The sequence below is a fragment of the Kribbella sp. NPDC049227 genome, assembly GCF_043197265.1.
In the GTDB taxonomy this organism is placed as follows: Bacteria; Actinomycetota; Actinomycetes; order Propionibacteriales; family Kribbellaceae; genus Kribbella.
Map to the genome: position 1 here is coordinate 604,050 of NZ_JBICST010000005.1, position 20,991 is coordinate 625,040.

The 20,991-nt window shown below is 68.2% G+C and carries 20 protein-coding genes; 18 read left to right on the top strand and 2 right to left on the bottom strand.

What is annotated here, in order from left to right:
• Positions 1–39: 39 nt before the first annotated feature.
• From ACGFH6_RS25190 to ACGFH6_RS25210, 5 genes are all read left to right on the top strand, one after another.
• Positions 40–357 (top strand): PadR family transcriptional regulator, encoded by a 318-nt coding sequence (locus ACGFH6_RS25190; RefSeq protein WP_393388285.1) that lies wholly within the window; start codon positions 40–42, stop codon positions 355–357.
• Between the two features lie 3 nt (positions 358–360).
• Positions 361–729, top strand: coding sequence for a DUF1048 domain-containing protein (locus ACGFH6_RS25195; protein WP_393388288.1), 369 nt, complete (start codon positions 361–363; stop codon positions 727–729).
• Entirely contained in the window at positions 729–1,487 is a 759-nt protein-coding gene (locus tag ACGFH6_RS25200; RefSeq protein ID WP_393388291.1) for an ABC transporter ATP-binding protein, read from the top strand. The genes ACGFH6_RS25195 and ACGFH6_RS25200 overlap by 1 nt, the downstream gene beginning before the upstream one ends.
• Positions 1,488–1,495: 8 nt before the next feature.
• Positions 1,496–2,257, top strand: coding sequence for an ABC transporter permease (locus ACGFH6_RS25205; protein WP_393388294.1), 762 nt, complete (start codon positions 1,496–1,498; stop codon positions 2,255–2,257).
• Positions 2,258–2,371: 114 nt separating this feature from the next.
• Positions 2,372–4,507: an MMPL family transporter gene (locus tag ACGFH6_RS25210; RefSeq protein ID WP_393388297.1), complete on the top strand. Its 2,136-nt coding sequence runs from the start codon at positions 2,372–2,374 to the stop codon at positions 4,505–4,507.
• Positions 4,508–4,571: 64 nt separating this feature from the next.
• Here ACGFH6_RS25210 and ACGFH6_RS25215 read toward each other — a convergent pair whose 3' ends face one another.
• Positions 4,572–5,204 carry a LysE family translocator gene (locus ACGFH6_RS25215; RefSeq protein WP_393388298.1) on the bottom strand — a complete coding sequence of 211 codons (633 nt, stop codon included), beginning with the start codon at positions 5,202–5,204 and terminating at the stop codon, positions 4,572–4,574.
• Positions 5,205–5,355: 151 nt separating this feature from the next.
• On the opposite strand from ACGFH6_RS25215, the gene ACGFH6_RS25220 reads away from it, so the two are divergent.
• The 10 genes from ACGFH6_RS25220 to ACGFH6_RS25265 are packed head-to-tail and all read left to right on the top strand — an operon-like array spanning position 5,356 to position 16,583.
• On the top strand, positions 5,356–6,219 hold the full coding sequence (locus ACGFH6_RS25220; protein ID WP_393388300.1) for an FAD binding domain-containing protein: 864 nt from the start codon (positions 5,356–5,358) through the stop codon (positions 6,217–6,219).
• A complete protein-coding gene (locus ACGFH6_RS25225) occupies positions 6,212–6,715 on the top strand; it encodes a (2Fe-2S)-binding protein (RefSeq protein ID WP_393388303.1) in 504 nt (167 codons plus the stop codon). The genes ACGFH6_RS25220 and ACGFH6_RS25225 overlap by 8 nt, the downstream gene beginning before the upstream one ends.
• The gene (locus ACGFH6_RS25230; protein ID WP_393388305.1) at positions 6,708–9,119 is read left to right on the top strand and encodes a xanthine dehydrogenase family protein molybdopterin-binding subunit; all 2,412 of its coding nucleotides are present in this window, start codon (positions 6,708–6,710) and stop codon (positions 9,117–9,119) included. The genes ACGFH6_RS25225 and ACGFH6_RS25230 overlap by 8 nt, the downstream gene beginning before the upstream one ends.
• On the top strand, positions 9,119–9,982 hold the full coding sequence (locus tag ACGFH6_RS25235; protein WP_393388308.1) for a branched-chain amino acid ABC transporter permease: 864 nt from the start codon (positions 9,119–9,121) through the stop codon (positions 9,980–9,982). Before ACGFH6_RS25230 ends, ACGFH6_RS25235 begins: the two co-directional genes overlap by 1 nt.
• Positions 9,982–12,144, top strand: coding sequence for an ABC transporter substrate-binding protein (locus ACGFH6_RS25240; protein WP_393388310.1), 2,163 nt, complete (start codon positions 9,982–9,984; stop codon positions 12,142–12,144). Before ACGFH6_RS25235 ends, ACGFH6_RS25240 begins: the two co-directional genes overlap by 1 nt.
• On the top strand, positions 12,141–12,830 hold the full coding sequence (locus tag ACGFH6_RS25245) for an ABC transporter ATP-binding protein (RefSeq protein WP_393388313.1): 690 nt from the start codon (positions 12,141–12,143) through the stop codon (positions 12,828–12,830). The genes ACGFH6_RS25240 and ACGFH6_RS25245 overlap by 4 nt, the downstream gene beginning before the upstream one ends.
• Complete coding sequence (locus ACGFH6_RS25250) at positions 12,827–13,525, top strand: ABC transporter ATP-binding protein (RefSeq protein ID WP_393388315.1); 699 nt, start codon at positions 12,827–12,829, stop codon at positions 13,523–13,525. The genes ACGFH6_RS25245 and ACGFH6_RS25250 overlap by 4 nt, the downstream gene beginning before the upstream one ends.
• A 16-nt stretch (positions 13,526–13,541) precedes the next feature.
• The gene (locus tag ACGFH6_RS25255) at positions 13,542–15,032 is read left to right on the top strand and encodes a CoA-acylating methylmalonate-semialdehyde dehydrogenase (RefSeq protein ID WP_393388318.1); all 1,491 of its coding nucleotides are present in this window, start codon (positions 13,542–13,544) and stop codon (positions 15,030–15,032) included.
• On the top strand, positions 15,029–15,754 hold the full coding sequence (locus ACGFH6_RS25260) for an SRPBCC family protein (RefSeq protein ID WP_393388321.1): 726 nt from the start codon (positions 15,029–15,031) through the stop codon (positions 15,752–15,754). Before ACGFH6_RS25255 ends, ACGFH6_RS25260 begins: the two co-directional genes overlap by 4 nt.
• Before the next feature lie 7 nt (positions 15,755–15,761).
• Positions 15,762–16,583: an IclR family transcriptional regulator gene (locus ACGFH6_RS25265; RefSeq protein WP_393388324.1), complete on the top strand. Its 822-nt coding sequence runs from the start codon at positions 15,762–15,764 to the stop codon at positions 16,581–16,583.
• A gap of 75 nt (positions 16,584–16,658) precedes the next feature.
• Here ACGFH6_RS25265 and ACGFH6_RS25270 read toward each other — a convergent pair whose 3' ends face one another.
• A complete protein-coding gene (locus ACGFH6_RS25270) occupies positions 16,659–17,714 on the bottom strand; it encodes a LacI family DNA-binding transcriptional regulator (protein ID WP_393388327.1) in 1,056 nt (351 codons plus the stop codon).
• A 132-nt stretch (positions 17,715–17,846) separates the two neighbouring features.
• Between ACGFH6_RS25270 and ACGFH6_RS25275 the strand changes: the two genes are divergently transcribed.
• From ACGFH6_RS25275 to ACGFH6_RS25285, 3 genes are read left to right on the top strand one after another with little or no spacing between them, the layout of a single operon-like run.
• Positions 17,847–19,151 carry an ABC transporter substrate-binding protein gene (locus ACGFH6_RS25275; RefSeq protein WP_393388330.1) on the top strand — a complete coding sequence of 435 codons (1,305 nt, stop codon included), beginning with the start codon at positions 17,847–17,849 and terminating at the stop codon, positions 19,149–19,151.
• Between the two features lies 1 nt (position 19,152).
• Positions 19,153–20,070 carry a carbohydrate ABC transporter permease gene (locus ACGFH6_RS25280; RefSeq protein WP_393388332.1) on the top strand — a complete coding sequence of 306 codons (918 nt, stop codon included), beginning with the start codon at positions 19,153–19,155 and terminating at the stop codon, positions 20,068–20,070.
• Complete coding sequence (locus ACGFH6_RS25285) at positions 20,070–20,966, top strand: carbohydrate ABC transporter permease (protein WP_393388335.1); 897 nt, start codon at positions 20,070–20,072, stop codon at positions 20,964–20,966. Before ACGFH6_RS25280 ends, ACGFH6_RS25285 begins: the two co-directional genes overlap by 1 nt.
• The last annotated feature ends 25 nt before the right edge of the window (positions 20,967–20,991 follow it).

Consider the following 20,991-nt stretch of genomic DNA (forward strand, 5'->3'; position numbering starts at 1 on the left):
CAGCACTGAGTAGTGAGGAGGTGAGCCGTGGTCAAACAGATGACGGAGATGCTGAAGGGCACGCTGGAGGGGATCGTGCTCGCGATGCTGTCCGGGCGGCCTGCGTACGGCTACGAGATCACCGCGTGGTTGCGGGAGCAGGGCTTCACCGACATCGCCGAGGGCACCATCTACGCCCTACTGGTCAGGTTCGAGCGACGGGGTCTCGTCGACGTGGAGAAGGTCCCGTCGGAAAAGGGCCCGCCGCGCAAGGTGTATTCCCTCAATGCTCAGGGTCAGGAATATCTCGACGAGTTCTGGAGGACGTGGAGCTTCCTCTCCGAACGGCTCGAACAGCTCCGCGAAGGAGGTCGGTAGGAAATGGCTGCACGATGGATCGAGAAGGTCACCGGACCGCTCGACGAGAAGAAGCGATGGCGGCAGTACAAGGCACGCACCCGCCGGCTTCCGGCGAACTATCGCACGGCGGTCGAAGCCATCGAGCGGTACTTGATGTACTTCGGGCGGGGCGAGGCCGGTTTGACCACGATGTACGAGGACCTCATCGACCTGTTCGAGCAGAGCGCCGCGGCCAGGACACCGATCCGCGACATCGTCGGGCAGGACCCGGTGGAGTTCGTCGAGACATTCGTTCAGAACTATCCGGACGGGCAGTGGCGAATCCGCGAGCAGAACCGGCTGAACAAAGCCATCGCAGACGCTGCCGGAGAAGACGAGAGGCCGGTTTGATGACGACTCAGTCCGTCATCCAGGTGCAGGGCCTGGAGAAGTCGTACAAGGAACTGCAGGTACTGCGCGGCGTGGACTTCGACGTGCGGCGGGGGAGCATCTTCGCCCTGCTCGGCTCGAACGGGGCGGGCAAGACGACGGTCGTGCGGATCCTGTCCACGCTGCTCAAGGCCGACGCGGGGACAGCCACGGTGAACGGCTTCGACGTCGCGACCCAACCGGACAAGGTCCGGGAGTCGTTCAGCCTGACAGGCCAGTTCGCCGCCGTCGACGAGATCCTCAGCGGGCGGGAGAATCTCGTGCTGATCGCCAAGTTGCGGCACCTCGACGACCCGGGCGCGATCGCGGACGATCTGCTCGCCCGGTTCTCGCTGACCGAGGCGGGCGGGCGGCGGGTTGCGACGTACTCGGGCGGCATGCGTCGCCGCCTCGACATCGCCATGAGCCTGATCGGGGATCCGCCGGTCATCTTCCTCGACGAGCCGACCACCGGACTCGACCCGCAGGCGCGGATCGAGGTGTGGAACAGCGTCAAGGAACTCGCCGAGCACGGAACGACGGTGCTGCTCACCACCCAGTACCTGGACGAGGCCGAGAAACTCGCCGACCGGATCGCGATCCTCCACCAGGGCCACATCATCGTCAACGGCACCCTCGCCGAACTGAGGCAACTCCTCCCGCCGGCCAAGGTCGAGTACGTCGAGAAGCAGCCGACCCTCGAGGACGTGTTCCTCACCCTGGTCGGCACGGACAAGTAAGGACAACCATGGCCACGCGTCTCTTCGGCGACACCGCCGTACTCACCGGCCGGTCCCTGCGGCACATCACCCGCAGCCCGGACACCATCATCACCACCGCACTCATGCCGATCGCGATGATGCTGCTGTTCGTCTACGTGTTCGGCGGCGCGATCGACACGGGGTCGACGTCGTACGTGAACTACCTGCTGCCCGGCATCCTGCTCATCACGATCGCGTCCGGCGTCGCCTACACCGCATTCCGGCTCTTCACGGATCTGCAGAGCGGGATCTTCGAGCGTTTCCAGTCCCTGCCGATCGCGCGGTCGGGCGTGTTGTGGGGACACGTGCTGACCTCGGTCGTCGCCAACCTGATCTCACTCGTGATCGTTGTGGGCGTCGCCCTCGTCATGGGCTTCCGCACCGGAGCGGGAGTGGCGGCCTGGCTCGCGGTGGCCGGGATCCTCACCCTCTTCACCCTCGCGGTGACCTGGCTGGCCGTCGTCGCGGGCCTGTCCGCCAAGTCGGTGGACGGCGCGAGCGCGTTCTCGTACCCGCTCATCTTCCTGCCGTTCCTCAGTTCGGCGTTCGTGCCCACCGAGACCATGCCGGGCCCGGTGCGCGCCTTCGCCGAGAACCAGCCGGTGACGTCCATCGTCAACACGATCCGCGCGCTGTTCGCCGGGCAACCGGTCGGCTCCGACATCTGGGTCGCCCTGGCCTGGTGCGTCGGCCTCCTGGTCGCCGCCTATGCCCTCGCGGTCGCGCTGTACCGGCGCAAGATCAGCTAGACACACCGGCCCCCGGCCTGTGTCTGCGGCGTGTCAGTCGCATGTCAGGTCCGTCCGCGAGGGTCGTGGCAACAACTCTGAGTTCCACTGAACAAGTTCTTGAAAGGATCTGTCATGTTCGCACGACTAGGCTCGCTGGTCGTTCGCCATCCCTGGCGTACGATCGGCGCCTGGGTGGTGATCATCATCGGGGTCGTCGCGACGGCCCCGGCACTGAACTCGACCACGGACCAATCCGCCTTCCTGCCGTCGCACTACGAGTCGATCCAGGCGGCCAAGCTGCAGGAGAAGGCCTTCCCCAACGCTGCCGCGCCGGCCGCGATCGTGGTGTTCGAACGATCTGACGGCGCGCCGCTCACCGCGGCCGACGCGGCAACGGTCGAATCCGTCACCGGGCAGCTGAACCAGGCGAAACTGAAGGACGTCACCGGGATCCAGGCGGTCCCACCGCCGGACAACCGGCTGATCCAGATCGCCGCGGTGCAGATGACGAAGGTCACGAACCCCAGCGACACCAGGCAGAGCGACGCGGTCAAGGCGCTGCGTACGGCGTTGCAGGACAAGGTCGACGGCACCGACCTGAAGGCCGGCGTCACCGGTTCGGCCGCGCAGGCCCTCGACGCGCAGGAGTCCTCGACCAAGGGCCTGGCCATCGTCGGGATCGCCACCGTGGCGCTGATTCTGGTGCTGTTGCTGGTGATCTTCCGCAGTCCGGTCATCGCGCTGCTGCCGGTCGTGGTGATCGGGGCGATCTCCTCGGTCGTCAACGGCCTGATCGCCATGGTGAGCAAGGCGTTCGACCTGAAGATCGACCCCTCGGTCAGTCCCATCCTGCTGGTGGTGCTGTTCGGGGTCGGTACCGACTACATCCTGTTCCTGATGTTCCGCTACCGCGAACGGCTGCGGGCAGGGGAGGATCCGAAGACCGCGATGATCAACGCCGTCACCCGGGTCGGTGAGGCGATCACGTCGGCCGCCGGCGCGGTGATCATCGCCTTCATGGCACTCACGCTGTCGACCCTCGGCCTGTTCCGCTCGCTCGGACCGGCGCTGGCGATCGCGGTGGCGGTGGCACTGCTGGCCGGGCTCACCCTGGTGCCGGCGATCGTCTCGCTGCTGGGCACGAAGGTGTTCTGGCCGTCGAAGGCCTGGCGCGTCGAGCCGAAGGGGGCCTCGTTCGCCAGGCTCGGTCGCGGGCTCGGTCGTCGTCCGGCGGTGTTCGCGGCGGCCTCTGGTGGTCTGTTGATCGTGCTGGGTGTCTTCGCCATCGGGTTCAACCCGACGTTCGATCTCACCTCGGGCTCGACCTCCGACACCTCCGAGTCCACGACGTACAGCAAGGAACTGCTCAAGGGCCTGCCCGCCGGCGTCACCCAGCCGTCGGACGTGCTGCTGCAGTCACCGAACCCGCTGAACAAGACCCAGCTCGACACCTATCGCACCGAGCTGACCCGGGTCGACGGTGTCGGCGAGGTCTCGGAACCCACGCTGTCGCAGGACAAATCGGTCGCCCACTTCCAGGTCACGCTGAAGACCGCGCCCGAATCGGACCAGGCGATCGAGACTGTCCGGGGACCGCTCCGTACTGCGGTCCACGAGGCGGCGCCACCCGGGACCACCGCGGTGGTCGGTGGCCTGACGTCGGTGTTCGTCGACTTCCAGGATGCGATGAACCACGACTACAAGGTCGTGTTCCCGTTGGCGGCGGTCCTGATCATGATCGTGCTGGCGCTGCTGCTGCGCAGCCTGGTGGCGCCGTGGTACCTGATGGCGTCGGTGTTCCTGGGCTTCGGGGCCACGTTGGGTGCGACCGTCATGGTGTTCCAGCATCTGCGGGGCGAGAGCGGGCTCATCTTCACGCTGCCGGTGATCATGTACCTCTTCGTGGTTGCCCTAGGCACCGACTACAACATCCTGATGGTGGCCCGACTGCGGGAAGAGGCGCGGGAGGGCCGCGATCCAAGGGAAGCCGCGGCCCTGGCCCTGCACCACACCGGCCCGACCATCGCCGCGGCGGGCGTCATCCTGGCGGGCACCTTCGCCTCGATGATGCTGGCCGGCAACTCGACGCTGGCGCAGATGGGCTTCGCCATCTCGGTCGGCATCGCGATCGCGGCGTTCGTCATGGCGATGTTCTTCACCCCGGCGCTGACCGCCCTGATCGGCCACCGCGCCTGGTGGCCCGGCCACGGCGACGCCCAGCAGAAGCCACAGCACACCGAGGACCGAGAGCCGGTCCGAATCAGTTGATCCACCCCCGGAGCCGGCCTGCCGAACCGAGCAGCCCGGCTCCGGGACCGTCTTGCCGCCGCGGTCACACTCGTTGCGCGGCGAGTCTGATGCCCAGCAGCACCATCACCACGCCACTGACGCGGCGTGTCCAGGCCTGCCACCGGCGACTGTCCCGGATCCGGCGTCCGATCAGGTCGCCGGCGAACGTGATGATCACGTTGAAACAAAGACCGATCGTGCAGAACACCACCCCGAGCACGAGGAACTGCACGATCACCAGACCACGCGCGGGCTGGACGAACTGGGGCAGGAAAGCCAGGAAGAACAGGGCGACCTTCGGGTTGAGTACGCCGATCGTCACCGCCCGCCGATAGTCCGTCGCCCACCCGGCGTCCGGGGCCGGATCAGAGCTGTCCCGATGGGATGCCGTCCGTCCGAAGAGGGACCGGAGTCCGAGCCCGATCAGGTACGCCGCCCCGATGACCTTGACGACGACGAAGGCCACTGGGACCTGGGCAAGGACGGCGGACAGGCCGAACGCCGCCAGCAGACAGTGCACCATCGTGCCGGTCTCCAGTCCCAGAGCCGTGGCAAAAGCCGCGGATCGTCCCGCGCCGACGCTCTTCGTGATCATCACCGCCTGCCCTGGTCCCGGGACAACGGTGATCACCGCGACGGCAGCGACGTACGCCGCCAGGATCGAGAACTCAGGCATACCGCGATCCTGCCGCGGCGCCTCGGTGGCCCGCCAGCCATTCGGCCACACGTGAATCCACGGGATCTTGACACCCGACGCGACCCTCGCCAAGCTGTGTGTTCCATAAACGGCACTGCGTTCAGCATTCTGAACAACGGAGGTTGCAGTCGTGAAACTGCCCGCGTTCGCGTACCAGCGAGCCGAGTCCCTCGAGGAGGCGACGGCGCTGCTGGCGAGCCACGGCGCGGACGCGCGGGTGCTAGCAGGCGGGCAGAGCCTGCTGCCGGTGATGGCCCTGCGCATGTCGCAGCCGGCTCTGCTCGTCGACATCTCCAAAGCCGCTGACCTGAGCGGTCATGCCATCCAGAACGGGCGGGCGGTGGTTTCGGCCGCCGTGACCGCCCGCACCGCCGAACAGTCGGCCGGACATCCGTTGCTGACCGAGTGCCTCGCCAAGGTCGGCCACGTCGAGATCCGAACCCGAGGGACCGTCTGCGGCGCCGTCGCGCACGCCGACCCGGCTGCCGAGCTGCCCGCATTGCTGCTGGCGCTGGATGGTGCGGTGCGGGTCGCGAGCGACACCCGCAGACGCAGGGTGGCCGCCGCGGACTTCTTCCTCGGCCCGTATCTGACGGTGCTCGAGGAGGGCGAGCTGGTCGCCGGCATCGAGCTGCCGGAGCTGGCCCCGACCGCTCGGGCGTCCGTGCTCGAGATCGCCCGCCGCGACGGCGACTTCGCGCTGGTCGGCGTCATCACCGTGCTCGACGCCGGGCCGGACGGACGCTGCACCGACGCCCGCATCGCCCTGTTCGGGGTGGCCGGCACCGCCAAGCGGGCCACGGTCGCCGAACAGGTACTGGTCGGCGCGGAACTGACCCCGCAGGTGCTGACCGAGGCCGCCGCGTACGCGTTCGACGGCTTCCACGTGGTCGGTGACCTGCACGGATCCGCGACATACCGGCGCAAGGCCGGGGTTCGCCTCGTCGAGAAGTCACTGCGAGCAGCGCTGCCTTTGGAGATAACCCATGCGTGACGCCAACGAGCCGGCACCCGTGTCCATGACGGTGAACGGGCATCGGGAGACCGCGCGGGTCACGCCGCGCACCACGCTCGCCGACTGCCTCCGGCACGACCTGCGCCTGACCGGCACGCACCTCGGTTGCGAGCACGGTGTGTGCGGCGCCTGCACAGTGCTGCTCGACGGCGCGCCCGTGCGGAGCTGTCTGACGCTCGCGGTGCAGGCCGACGGCGCCGCCGTCGAGACAGTCGAGGGTCTTGCCGAACGGGACGGCAACGAGGCGGTCATGCATCCCTTGCAGGAGAAGTTCTGGCAGCACCAGGCGCTGCAGTGCGGGTTCTGTACGTCGGGATTCCTGATGGCCGGCATCGTCGCTGTCGAGGAGGAGCCGACGATGTCGCGCGAGCGGATCCGGGAGCGGCTGTCCGGCAACATCTGCCGCTGCACCGGCTACCAGCCGATCGTCGACGCGGTCGTGGAGTACTCCGAGGAGCGGAGCCGGCATGAGTGACAACACGACAGCCGTCGACACCTCGACGTGGGTCGGCCGGCGCGTACGGCGCGTCGAGGACCCGAAGATCCTGCTCGGTCGAGGGAAGTACGCCGACGACGTGACGCCGGCCCGCTGCCTGCACGCCGCGTTCGTCCGCGCGCCGCTCGCCCACGGAACGATCACCCGGCTCGACGCCGACGCGGCCCGCGCGCTCGACGGCGTACACGCGGTGTTCACGGCCGACGACGTCAACAAGGTGTGCCGGTCGTGGAAGGGGCTGCTCGACTGGCCCGGGCTCGTGTCCGGCGACCAGCGGCCGCTCGCCACCGGCAAGGTCCACTACGTCGGCGAACCGGTCGCGATCGTCGTCGCCGAGAGCAGAGCGGTCGCCGAGGATGCGCTCGAGCTGATCGAGGCGGAGTACGACGAGTTGCCCGCGGTCGTGGACTCGGTGGCGGCGGTGACGGCCACCTCGGGGTTCGTGCACGAGGAGCTCGGCACGAACCTCGCGTTCGAGGGCAACTTCGGCGGCGGCGATGTGGCCGCGGCGTTCGCGGCAGCGGACGAGATCGTCGAGGTCGGCATCTCCACCGCCCGGCACACGGCGACCGCGATCGAGCCGCGCGGCGCGGTCGCGGAGTTCGATCCGACCGCGCGATCGCTGACCGTGCGGCTGTCCACGCAGGCGCCGCACATGCTGCAGTCGACGTTCGCCGAACTGCTCGGCCTGCGCGAGGCGAACGTGCGGATCCTCACCGACGAGGTCGGCGGCGCGTTCGGCATGAAGGCGCACGTGTATCCGGACGAGCTCGCCACGTGTGTCGCGTCGATCCTGCTCGGCCGGCCGGTGAAGTGGATCCAGGACCGGGTGGAGGCGCTGCAGTCCGACACACAGTCTCGCGACGAACGCGTCTCGGTGGCGCTCGCGCTGTCCAAGGACGGCACGATCCTGGGCCTGCGTTCGGAGGTCGTCAGCGACGGTGGCGCGTTCTCCGTCTATCCGCGCAGCATGGTGACCGAGGGCGTTCAGGTCGCGACGATCATGCCCGGCCCGTACCGGGTCCCGGCGTACGCCGGACACCTGCGGGTCGCGATCACCAACAAGGCCCCGCTCGCGGTGTACCGCGGAGTCGGCCACCCGGTCGCGATCCTCGTGATGGAGGCGGTGCTCGACGAGGCCGCCCGGCGCCTGGCCATGGACCCCGCCGAGCTGCGGCATCGCAACCTGATCGCACCCGACGAGCTGCCGTACACGTCGATCACCGGTCACGTCTACGACTCCGGCTCGCATCAGGAGGCCTTCGCCCGGCTGCTCGAGCGAATCCCGGCGCGCGAACCGGCGCCCGGCAGGCTGCTCGGCATCGGGCTGTCGTGCTTCGTCGAGGTCACCGCGCCCGGCGTCGCGTTCTACGGCGCCCGCGGCGCGCCGATCACCGCGCACGACCAGGTGGAGGTCCGCGTCGAGGCGGACGGCTCGGTGACCGTGCTGCTCGGTACGCCGGGTCAGGGGCAAGGTCTCCACACGACGGCCGCGCAGGTGGTCGCCGATCACCTCGGCGTCTCGTTCGACCGCATCACGGTGATCTCCGGCGACACGAAGACCGTGCCGCACGGGACCGGCGTTTGGGCGTCCCGCTCCGCGGTGGTCAGCTCCGGCGCCGCGGCGTCGGCGGCCCGCGAGGTGCGGGACCGCGTGCTGGCGATCGCGGGTCACCTGCTCGAGATCGATCCGAGTGACCTCGAACTGACGGACGGGTCGGTGCGCGTCAGCGGCGTACCGACTGTGCGGATGGGGATCCAGGAGGTCGCCGAGGCGGCGCACTGGCGCACACACAAGCTGCCGGAGGAACTGCGGATCGGGCTGTCGGTGGTCGGTGAGTACGTCGGCCCGAACGTCACCTTCAACAACGGCGCGCACGCGGCGGTGGTGGAGGTCGAGGAGGACACCGGCATCGTTCACCTCGTCGACTACTACTGCGTCGAGGACTGCGGTGTCCTGATCAACCCGACCATCGTGGACGGTCAGGTCCGCGGCGGCGTCGTCCAGGGCGTCGGCGGTGCGCTGTACGAACGGCTGTACTACGACGAGAACGGGCAGCTGCTGACCTCCACGCTGCTGGACTACCTGCTGCCGACGGGTCCGGAACTGCCGGACATCGACGTCACGCACATCCAGACTCCGAGCCCCAACACCAAGCTCGGCACGAAAGGCGCAGGCGAGGCGGGCGCGGCAGGCGCGCCCGCCGCCGTACACAACGCGGTCAACAACGCGTTGGCGCAACGGAACGCTCGCGTGTGGCACCAACCGATCACACCGGAACGGGTGCTGCGCGCTCTGGACGAGGCCGCGGGGGCGAAGTGGCCGGATGACCCGGACACACCGAGCCTCCCACCCCTACCCACTCTCCAGAAGGGACAGTGATGTCCGGGAGCGAGTTACTTCTCACCACGTTCAACGGCCTCAGTTTCGCCGGTCTGCTCTTCCTCGTCGCCAGCGGCTTCACGCTGATCTTCAGCCTGATGGGCGTACTCAACCTGGCGCACGGCACCTTCTACCTCTGGGGCGGCTACCTCGGCCTGGTCACGCTCGGCGCGACCGGCAGCTGGCTGCTGGCACTGCTGGTCGGGGCGCTCGGCGTCGCGGTCGGCGGCGGCATCCTCGAACGCGTCGTCTATCGGCGGGTCCGTGGGATGGAGCTGTCAGAGGTACTGCTGTCGGTCGGCATCTCACTCGTGCTCGCCGACCTCGCGCTGGCGCGGTTCGGCGGCGACTCGCTCACCATCGACCCGCCGGACGCGCTCGCCGGCAGTGTCTCCATGGGTGAGGTCGTCGTGCCGAAGTTCCGGATCGCCGTGATCGTCGCCGCCGTCGTCGTCGCGATCGGGTTGTGGGTGCTGCTCAAGCGCACCAAGGTCGGCGCGATCATCCGTGCCGGTGTCGACGACGAGGAGATGCTCGACGCGCTCGGCGTCAACGTACGGCGGGTCGCGGCCGGCGTGTTCGTGCTCGGCGCGTTGCTGGCCGGTGCGAGCGGCGTCGTCGGCGGCGTGTTCTTCGGCCTCTATCCCGGCGCGGACGCGGAGATGCTGCTGTTCGCGCTGGTGGTCGTCGTGGTCGGTGGGCTCGGCAGCCTGCAGGGCGCCGTACTCGGCGGTCTCGCGGTCGGCCTGGTCTACAGCTTCGGTGTGACGCTGGCGTCCGACCTCCTGTACTTCATCCTGTTCGGCCCGATGCTGCTCGTGCTCGTCGTGCGGCCGCGCGGACTTCTCGGAGGGCGGCACTGATGTCCAGAAAAGCAGCTGTGCTCGTCGCCCTCGCGATCGTGGGCCTGGTGGTCCCGTACGTCTCCGGCCAGTACTGGGTCGGCATCGCCACCGAGGCGATCATCTTCGCGATCGTCGCACTCGGCCTCAACGTCCTCATCGGCCACGCCGGGCTCGTCTCGGTCGGTCACGCCGGGCTGTTCGCGGTCAGCGCGTACACCGCGGCGCTGACCCAGACCCGCTACGACCTCGGCTTCCTCACCTCCGCGCTGGTCGCGGTGCTGGTCACCATCGGCGTCACCGCGATCTTCGCGATCGCCGCCGTACGCACCTCCGGCATGTACTTCCTGATGATCACCCTCGCCACCGGCATGCTCATCTGGGGCCTCGCGCACCGGTACTCGGCGCTGACCGGCGGTGAGAACGGCGCGCTGTCCGGCGTCCGGCCCGACGGCTTCAGCGAGTACTACCAGTACTACTGGCTCGTGCTCGCGGTGTTCGTGGTGGTCGCGGCCGCGCTGTGGCTGTTCCTGCGGTCCAGCGCCGGGATCCGCATCCGCGGCACCCGTGACAGCGCCGCCCGGATGACCAGCATCGGGTACGCGCCGTCCGGGCAACGGTTCGTCGCGTACCTCGCGTCCGGCGCGGTCACTGCGATCGCCGGAGTGTTGTACGCCGGCTACTACCCGGTGGTCAGCCCGTCGACCGCGCACCTGTCCACGTCGATCCTGTTCATGCTGATGGTGATCGTCGGCGGCTCCGGCATGTTTCTCGGCCCCGCACTCGGCGCGATCCTCCTGACGGTGATGCGGGCCGCGGTGTCCACGGAGACCCCGCGCTGGCCGACCGTCATGGGCATCGTCCTGATCGTCGTGGTCCTGTTCGCCCGCAACGGCATCACCGGCACCGTCGCACAGTGGCTGAAGTCCCGGCGGGCCAAGAAGCTCGCGGCCACCGTCGCGGTCGCCGGCGCGCTGACCGCGTGTGCACCCGCTCTCGCCAACGACACAGATGCGAACCGGACCACCGGTCCGATCACCGTCGGATACGTCGACAGTCTGTCCGGCGCGCTGGCCGGAGCCGGGCTGGACATGTTGCAGGGCACCCAGCTCTGGCTCGCCGAGCACGGCAACAAGATGGCCGGCCGGGACGTCAACCTGCTCGTCGAGGACGACCAGGGGTCGACGGAGACCGGCGTACAGGTCACCAAGCGGCTCGTCGAGCAAAAGCAGGCTGATCTGGTGATCGGCCCGCTGGCCGGCAACGTCGGCGTCGCGCTCGGCCGCTACGTCACCACCACCCAGGTGCCGCTGGTCTATCCGATCCCCACCAGCGACATCTTCGTGCACGACTCGTATCCGAACGTCTTCCCGCTCACCGGTACCGCACCGCAGTTCAACGTGCCGCTCGGCACATGGGCCGCGGAGGCGGGACACAAGAAGGTCGTCACGATCTGCTCGGACTACACGTTCGGGCAGGAGGTGTGCGGCGGGTTCGCCAGTGGGCTCAGCGCGTCGGGTGGCTCGCTGGCCGGACAGCTCTGGCCGCCGCTGGGCAGTTCCGACTTCGCGCCGTTCATCTCGCAGTTGCGCCAATCCGACGCGGACGCCGTGTTCGTCGGGTTGATCGGTGCGGACAGCGTCAAGTTCCTCAAGGCGTGGCGGGACTTCGGCATGGACGGACGGATGACGCTGCTCGGCTCCGACCCGTCGTTCGACCAGGCGGTACTGCGTGGTGTCGGCAAGTCCGCGATGGGTCTGGTGTCGATCGGGCACTACGCGGAGGGCCGTGACTCGCCGGCGTCCAGCAAGTTCGCCGCCGCGTTCCAGAAGAAGTACGGCAAGCTGCCGAGCTACTACGCGGCGAGCGGCTACCTCGCGGCCGACTGGACCGCCCGCGCCCTCGAGGCGAACGGCGGCAAGGTCGGCGACGCGACCGACTTCGTCGACAAGATGCGGACGATCTCCTACACCGACAGCGTGTTCGGCCCGATCAAGGTCGACGACCGCGGCCAGCCCGTCTACACGGTGTACCTGCGCAAGGTGAAAGCAGGCCCCGGCGGGCTGCCGTGGAACACAGTCACCGAAGAGTTCCCCGACGTCGGCGCCACCGGCGGACTGTCCTACGACGAGTACCTGAGCCGGCCCGTGTTCTCCCGCGAGTTCCAAGGGGTGACCCCATGACTCTCACACTGACCAGCGTCGGCCGCGAGTACGGCGGCCTGCGTGCCATCGACGACGTGACGTTCGACGTGCGATCCGGCGAACGCGTCGGCGTGATCGGCCCGAACGGCGCAGGCAAGACCACACTGTTCCGGGTGATCGCGGGCGGCGAGCGAGCCAGCAGCGGCAACCTGAAGTTCAACGGCCGCGACATCTCCCGTACGCCGGCCCGCAGGCGCGCCCGGATGGGTATCGGCCGCACGTTCCAGATCACCGAGTTGTTCACGACGCTGACCGTCGCGGAGAACCTGCGGCTCGCCGCGCGTGGCCGGCCGCTCGACGAGGTGGTCGAGCGGTTCGGGCTCGGCGAGTGGCTGGACACCGAGGTCGCCGACCTCGGCTACGGGCAGCAGCGCATGGTCGAGCTGGCCGTCACGTTCGCGACCGGCGCGTCCGTCCTGCTGCTGGACGAACCCGCGGCCGGCCTCGGCGCGGGCGAGCGGGTGATCATCTCCAAGGCGATCAGCGACCTGCCGAACGACGTGACCGTGCTGCTGATCGAGCACGACATGGACCTCGTGCTCGGGCTCGTCGACCGCGTCCTGTGCCTGTCCAACGGAAAGCTCGTCGCGGACGCGCCGGCCGGCGAGATCCGGTCGCACGCGGCGGTCCGCGAGGTGTACCTCGGAAGGGGTGACGACGAATGAGCACCTTCACGGTGAGCGGGCTGTCCGCCGGCTACCAGGGACATCCGGTGATCTCCGATGTCGCACTGACCGTCGCGCAGGGCGAGGCGGTAGCACTCGCCGGACGCAACGGCATGGGCAAGACCACGACACTCAAGGCGTTGATGGCGCTGTCGTCGCCGCGCGTCACGGCCGGCAGTGTCCGGTTCGGACAGACGGAGTTGGCCGGGCGTAAGCCGCACGACGTCGCCAGGGCCGGGATCGGTTACGTGCCGCAGGGCCGGCGGATCTTCCCGAGCCTCACCGTCAGCGAGCACCTCGACGTGGTCGCCCGGCCTGGGCACTGGACGGTGAAGAAGGTGCATGACCTGTTCCCGCGGCTCGCGGAACGGAGCGGTCACCGCGCGGGCACGCTGTCCGGCGGCGAGCAGCAGATGCTCGCGATCGCCCGGGCGCTGATGACCAACCCTCGGCTGCTGCTGCTCGACGAGCCGAGCGAAGGGCTCGCGCCCCGAGTGGTCCGGCAGGTCGCCGACATCATCCGGCTGCTGCACGACAGTGGGGTCGGCGTACTGATCGCCGAACAGGATCTTTCCATGGTGCGGCGGGTCTCCGACCGCGTGTACTTCATCGACCGCGGCAGCGTCGCCGCCGAGCTACCCACCAGTGAGCTGTCCGAACGGGACGACCTGCTCGACCTCTACCTCGGCGTGTGACGGGAAGGAACAAGTCGTGAAGACGATCAACCACTACATCGGCGGCGGGCCCGTCGCCGAGGCGCCGCCTGTCTGGGCGGACGTCCACGATCCCGCACTCGGCGCAGTGTCCGGCCGGGTCGCGCTCGGCGGCGGCGAGGCGATCTCGCATGCGGTCCGGGTCGCCGGTGAAGCGCAGGCCGAGTGGGGCGCGGCGTCTCTCGGCGCGCGGCAGCAGGTGCTGCTGGACTTCGTCCGGCTGGTGCAGGAGAACCGCGACGCGCTCGCGGCGACCATCACGTCCGAGCACGGCAAGACGCTCGCCGACGCGCACGGTGAGATCAACGCCGGCTTGGACGTCGCGAAGTTCGCGGCCGGCATCCCGCATCTGATGAAGGGCGAGTTCAGTGAGAACGTGTCCCGCGGCGTCGACACGTACTCGATCCGCCAGCCGCTCGGCGTGGTCGCCGGCATCACGCCGTTCAACTTCCCCGTCATGGTGCCGATGTGGATGTTCCCGATCGCGGTCGCCTGCGGCAACGCGTTCGTCCTGAAGCCCTCGGAGAAGGACCCGTCGGCATCGAACGAGCTGGCCGCACTGGCCGAACGGGCCGGCCTCCCGCCGGGTGTGCTGAACGTCGTACACGGCGGGGCCGACGCGGTGAACTCGATCCTGACGCACCCGGACATCGCCGCGGTGAGCTTCGTCGGATCGACTCCGGTGGCCAGGCACGTGTACGAGACCGCCGCGGCGCACGGGAAACGCGTGCAGGCGTTGGGCGGCGCGAAGAACCACCTCGTGGTGCTTCCGGACGCGGACCTCGATGCGGCAGCCGACGCACTGGTGTCGGCCGCGTACGGGTCGGCGGGAGAGCGCTGCATGGCGATCTCGGTCGCCGTCGCGGTCGGCGACATCGGCGACGCGTTGCGGGAGAAGCTGGTCGCCAGGATCGGCAAGCTGTCCGTGGTGGACGGTCGAGTGACGGGCGCGGACATGGGCCCGCTGGTGACGGCGGAACACCTCGAGAAGGTGCGTGGGTACGTCGCCGCGGGCGTCGAGGCCGGCGCGGACCTGGTCGTGGACGGCCGGGCCGCCGAGTTGCCGACCGAGGGCTACTTCCTGGCGCCGACCCTGTTCGACCACGTCGACGAGTCGATGTCGATCTACCGCGACGAGATCTTCGGTCCGGTGCTGGTCATGCTCCGGGCCGACAGCCTCGACGAGGCAATCGGGCTGGTGAACGCGAACGAGTACGGCAACGGCGTGTCCGTGTTCACCCGGGACGGCGTGGCCGCGCGGCGGTTCCAGCACGCCGTGCAGGTCGGCATGATCGGCCTGAACGTCCCGATCCCGGTGCCCATCCCGTACTTCCCGTTCGGCGGCTGGAAGAAGTCCCTGTTCGGCGACGCGGGCCAGTACGGCGAGGACGGCGTACGGTTCTTCACCCGTCGCAAGGTCGTGACCAGTCGCTGGGCCGAGACCGGCGGCGGACTCGACCTGCGCTTCCCGGGGGCGGCGGCATCGTGAAGCTGACTCATGCGTTCGACGTGCGGTTACCGGTGGACGAGGCGTGGCAGGTGCTCACGGACCTGGAGCGGATCGCCCCGTGCATGCCGGGCGTCAACCTGACCGACACCACCGACGATGTGTATCGCGGCGGCCTGAAGGTGAAGGTCGGCCCGATCGCGGCGACGTACGAGGGCGAGGCCCGGTTCGTCGAACGGGACGTCGAGGCACGGACGGTGGTGTGGCACGCGACGGGTCGCGAGACCCGAGGCAAGGGCGGCGCGTCGGCCACGGTCACCATGCAGCTGGAGCCGGCCGCGGCCGGCACCCACGTCGCAGTCGCCACGGACATGTCGATCTCGGGTCGCCTGGGCCAGTTCGGCCGGGGCGTGATCGGCGAGGTCAGCAACGGTCTGCTGAGCCAGTTCGTCACGAACCTGGAGAAGGAGATCGCCGGCGAACGGCGCCCGAGCGCGGTCACGCCACGTGCCGCGGCGGCTACCAGCCTGAACGGCGCCGCATCGACGCCGAAGAAAGTGGTCACGAACCTGGCTGAGGAGCCCTGGCCGGACGACGCCCCGGCCAGGGCTGTCAGCTTCTCCGCCAACGGCTCCGGGGGCGTCCCGGCGGAACAATCCCTCGACGTTCTCCGCGCCGTGGCGCTGCCGATGGCCAAGCGAGTGGCGCCCGTCGTGGCCCTGTTGGCGGGTCTGGTGCTGCTGATCCGGCGGCTTCGGCGATGATCGTGGCGTGTCCGAAGTGAGTGGGAAGCCCACCGTGCCAGCTGTCGCCCGAGCCGCCCGTGCTCTGGAGGTGGTGTCGGACGCGCCGAACGGCCTGACCCTCAGCGAGATCGCCCGCGCCATCGGGGCGCCGAAGAGCAGCTGCCTCTCGGTCTGCACCACCCTCGTCGAGTCAGGGCTCCTCGTGCGCTCCGGCACCGGCCACTACCTGCTCGGCTGGAAGGTGGTCCAGCTGGGCCGCGCGTATCTGGCCCGCTCCGACATCGCCACGGAGTTCCGCCGGGTGGACGCAGAGCTGGGCCTGCTCCCGGAAGACACCATCCTGCTGTCCATCCTCGACGGCAGAAACGTGCTGTACGTCGGCACGCGCCACGGCACCCGCCCGGTGGCGGTGCACTACGAGATCGGCATGCGGCTGCCTGCCCACTGCACCGCCAGCGGCAAGTCCCTGCTCGCCGCTCTCCCCGTCCCCGAACTCGACATCCTGTACGCCGACAACCAGTTCGACGTACTGACCCAGCACAGCATCGCCAACAGGTCGAACCTGAACTGCGACCTCGACAACGTCCGCACCCGCCACTACGCCATCGACGACGAGGAGACCGCGCTGGGCATGATCTGCGTCGGCGCCGCCGTCACCGACGGATCTGGCCGCCCGGTGGGTGCCCTGAGCGTGAGCATGGTCAAAGCGGCAGTGGACCAGCACCGAGGCAAGCAGGCCGCCGAGTCGCTGCTCCGGATGGCGCATGCGCTGACCGCCCGCCTCGGCGGCCCGGTGCATGCCCCGGTCACCGTCGACTCAGTCCCACTGAAGAACCGCCACTCCTGACCGACTCCGCTACCGCTGCGTCCACGGCCGGAACTTCTCGGGGTTACGCACGGCCCAGATATGCGTGATCCGGCCTCAGGCCGGTTCGGGTGTCGCGTTCGCCGGCCGGCTCGACTCGCGGATGATGATGTCGTGCGGGACGGTGTAGACGCGGGCCGGGTCCCGGTTGCCCTCGATTCTGCTGATCAAGGCCTCGAATGTCTTGTCCGCAAGGAGATCCAGGTCGGTGGCGACACTGCTCAGACTGGGGGACAGGTAGCGTCCGTCGATGATGTTGTCCCAGCCGATCACGGCCACGTCGTCAGGCACCCGGACTTGGTGCTCGATGAAGGTCCGGATGGCGCCGATCGCCAGCAGGTCGCTGGCGCAGACCAACGCGTCGATCTCGCCGATCCGGGGCAGTAGCTGCTCGGCCACCGCCGAACCCGACTCCCGGCTGTAGCGGTCGCAGCGGAGCAACCAGTCGTCACGGCTCTCCAGGTCCAACTCTCGCACCGCGGCGCGGTAGCCCTCGAGCCGTAGCTGGCCGACGCTCGACGGCCGGGACGGATTGCCACCGACGTAGGCGATCCGCCGCCGGCCGCCGTCGGCCAGATGCCGAACGACATCCCGGGCGGACTGCTCGTTGTCGATGGCGACGTAGTCCGCGGTGCCTTCACTCAGGTGCTCACCGAGCAGCACCATCGGGGTGAACCGGCTCATGTCCGCCATCCGCCGCGGATCCACCGCCAGCGGGCTGTAGATCACCCCGTCGATGCTGTGGCCGGGATATCCGCCGGCGGCACGCAGTTCGTGCTCGTCGCTGCGCCCGGTCTCGTCGGTGAAGACGGCGTACCCGTGCCGTTCCCCAGCCATGATCAGGGCGTGCGCCAACGCGCCCAGGTACGGCTCGTCGATCCGCGGTACGGCGAGCGCGACGATGTTGCTGCGGCCGCTCTGCAGTTGCCGGCCGACCAGTGAAGGGGTGTAGCCCAGTTCGGCGATGGCGGCCTTGACCCGGGCCCGGGTCTCGGCTTTCACGTGCCGCCGCTCGTGGACCACATTCGTCACGGTCTTCAACGACACCCCGGCCAGCTCCGCGACGTCCTTCAGGCGCGCCGGACGGCCCGGTAGGCCGTTCTCAGGCGTCATCGTTCTCCTTTCGACTACTTCAGCCACATCTTGACAGAGCCCACGAGCCCGGTCAGCATACTTCTAACGTTAGAACTTCTAACGTTAGAAACGCTTCCGATGCAGTGCCGCCGCCGACAGGGAAGTGGGCTCGTGAAGAAGATCGCGTACGTCGCCTCGATCATGCTGACCACCGGAGCACTCTTCGCCAGCGCGGCCTGCACCGGCGGCGCTGGGGGCACCGGGTCCGGAACCGTCGAGCAGGACACCGGTAGCCGGCAGGAGATCCGGTACATGATCGGGCAGCCGGAGGATCCGGCGGATCTGGAGTTGATCAAGTCCGACCTGAAGACGTTCGAGTCGAAGAACCAAGGCATCACGGTGAAGCTCGACGTCATCCCGAGCGAGAACGTCCGGACCGTCCTGCAGACCCAACTGCGCTCCGGTCAGGGTCCCGACGTCTTCGGATACGACACCGGACCGGGCTTCGCCGGCGCACTGGCCAAGGCAGGACTGGTGTACGACCTGACCAGTGCCTACGCCGAGCACAAGTGGCCGATCTACGACTTCGCCAAGAAGCGCGTCACCTTCGACGGCAAGATCGTCGGGGTGCCGAGCCAGATCGAGGAAGTCGGCATCTTCTACAACAAGACGCTGTTCGCGAAGCACGGGATCGCCCAACCGCAGAACCTCGCCGACCTGACCGCAGCGGCCGAGAAGCTCAAGCAGAACAACGTCGTCCCGTTCGCCGTCAGCGACAAGGAAGGCTGGCAGGGCGGTCATCTGCTCAGCATGTCGCTGTCCAGCGCGGTCGGATCGAAGGGCATGGACGACCTGCTCAACGGCCGTACGTCGTGGAACACCCAGCCGGTGGTGGATTCGCTGGCGGTCTGGAAGCAGTGGAACGACAAGGGTCTGCTGACTCCGTCCCCGGCAGCGGTCAGCTACGACAACGCGAACGCGCTGTTCTACTCCGGCAAGGCTGCCATGGACCCGACCGGCAGCTGGCTGGCCCTGGACATCGAGCGGAACGCCAAGTTCGACGTCGGCTTCATTCCGTTCCCGGCCCAGGACGGACCGGGCATCTTCAGCGGCGGTCTCGGGGCGGGCACGTTCGTCTCCGCGTCGACCACGAAAGCGGACGCGTCGATCAAGTTCCTGGACTATCTGCTCACCGCCGAACACGGCCGCTGGGCCGCCGAGAAGCTGCAGGACATCCCTGCCTATCCCATCGACACCGCCGGCATGAAGGCGTCGCCGTTGTTCAAGCAGGTCCTGGACGACTCGGCCAAGATCGCCGACGGCACCGGTGACTTCGGGTACAACATCGACGTTCTGACCACTGACGTCTTCAACAACGCCATGTGGAAAGGCATCCAGGGCATCCTCAGCGACCAGTCCGATCCGGCCAAGGTCGCCGCCCAGCTGCAGACGGCGTACGAGAAGTCGGCGAAATAGGATGGGTGCCGTCAGCAACGTTCCTCCGGTCACCCGCAGGGCCCAGGCGCGACTCGGCATCCTGCTCGCGCTTCCGGTGGCGGTGATCACGGCGGTGTTCTTCGTGTTCCCGATGGTCAACGCGCTGTACTACTCGGTGGTCGACTTCGACGGCCTCGATCCGACACCGCCGTTCGTCGGGCTGAGCAACTTCACCGAGATGTTCACCGACTCCGCGACCTGGCACGCGCTGGGGAACAACGCGATCTGGATCGGGATCGGCACCGCCGCGCCGATGATCATCGGGCTGCTCGTGGCCGTGCTGATCTGGTCCAGCCGCGGCGGCGGGGCGGCGTACCGGCTGCTGTTCTTCCTGCCGTTCATGCTGCCTGGCGTGGCGATCGGTATCGTGTGGGGCTGGATCTACGACCCGGTCAACGGCTGGATCAACCGGGTGCTCGGGGCCGTCGGTCTCGGCGGCTGGAGCCGCGGCTGGCTCGGGGATCCGGACACCGCGATCTTCGCCGTGCTCGCCACCGCGATCTGGGCGACCTGCGGCTTCGTCATCATGATCATCCTGTCCGCGCTGCGCAACGTTGACGTGGAACTCGTCGACGCCGCCCGGATCGACGGCGCGAACGCCGGCCAGCGGCTGTGGCACATCCTGTTGCCGCAGATCATGCCGGTCTTCCTGATGGTTCTGACCCTGACTCTGGTCGGTGGGTTCAGCGTCTTCGACATCATCTTCATCATGACCGGCGGTGGACCGGCCGATGCCACCGAGGTGCTCGGGACGTACGCGTACTCGAGCGCGTTCCAGCTCAACCGGATCAGCTACGGCACCGTGCTGGCGCTGCTGATCACGGTCCTGGCGGTGCCGTTCACCATCATGCTGAACCGTCTTCAGCGACGGCTCTCGCTGCAAGGGCTGGGGGCTTGATGGCCGATCTGCCTGTCGCCGTCCCCCGCCGCACTCGATCCAGCGAGCAGGTGGAGTTCCGCCGGCATGCGGTCCGCCGGTCCACGGATCTCGCCGTCCGCCACCTGGCGCTGATCGCGATGGCGGCGCTGACACTGTTCCCGGTGCTGTTGATCGTCTCCACGGCACTCAAGACACCGCAGGACGTGCGTAGCGATCCGTTCGGACTGTTCTCCTCGTTCTCACTGGAGAACCTGCGTTCGGCCTGGACCGTCGGGCGGTTCAGCAGCTATCTGCTCGACAGCGTGCTGCTGACTGTGCCGAGTACGGCGGTGGTCATCGTGATCTCGACGATGGCCGGCTACGCCTTCGCCCGATTGCCTTTCCCGGGACGGACGGTCGTCTTCTATCTCGTCGTACTCGGGCTGCTGGTGCCCTTCTTCACCTACATGATCCCGCTGTACTTCCAGCTCCGGTCGATGGGCCTGCTGGACAGCCTGGTCGGCGCCAATCTCGTGCTGATCTCGACCAACCTGTCGTTCGGGACGTTCTTCATGCGGGCCTTCTTCTCCGATCTGCCCGAAGAACTGGAGCAGGCGGCGCGGATCGACGGCGCCTCCGAGAGCCGCATCTTCGCGCAGGTGATGGTGCCGATGGTGAGCTCGGGTGCGGCCGCGCTGGCGGTCTTCACGTTCCTGAGCAACTGGAACAACTTCCTGGTGCCGTTGCTCTACCTGCCCAGCGGGAAGTACCGGCCCCTCACGGCCGGTCTCTACAACTTCACCGGTGGCCGCTCGATGGACATCGGGCCGCTGGCGGCCGGCACCTTGATCACCATCGTCCCGGTGATCGTGATCTTCGTCGTCCTCCAACGCCAAGTCACGCAGGGATTCATGTCCGGCGCCGTCAAGGGCTGACTCACCGCACAACGCAGTTCCGAAG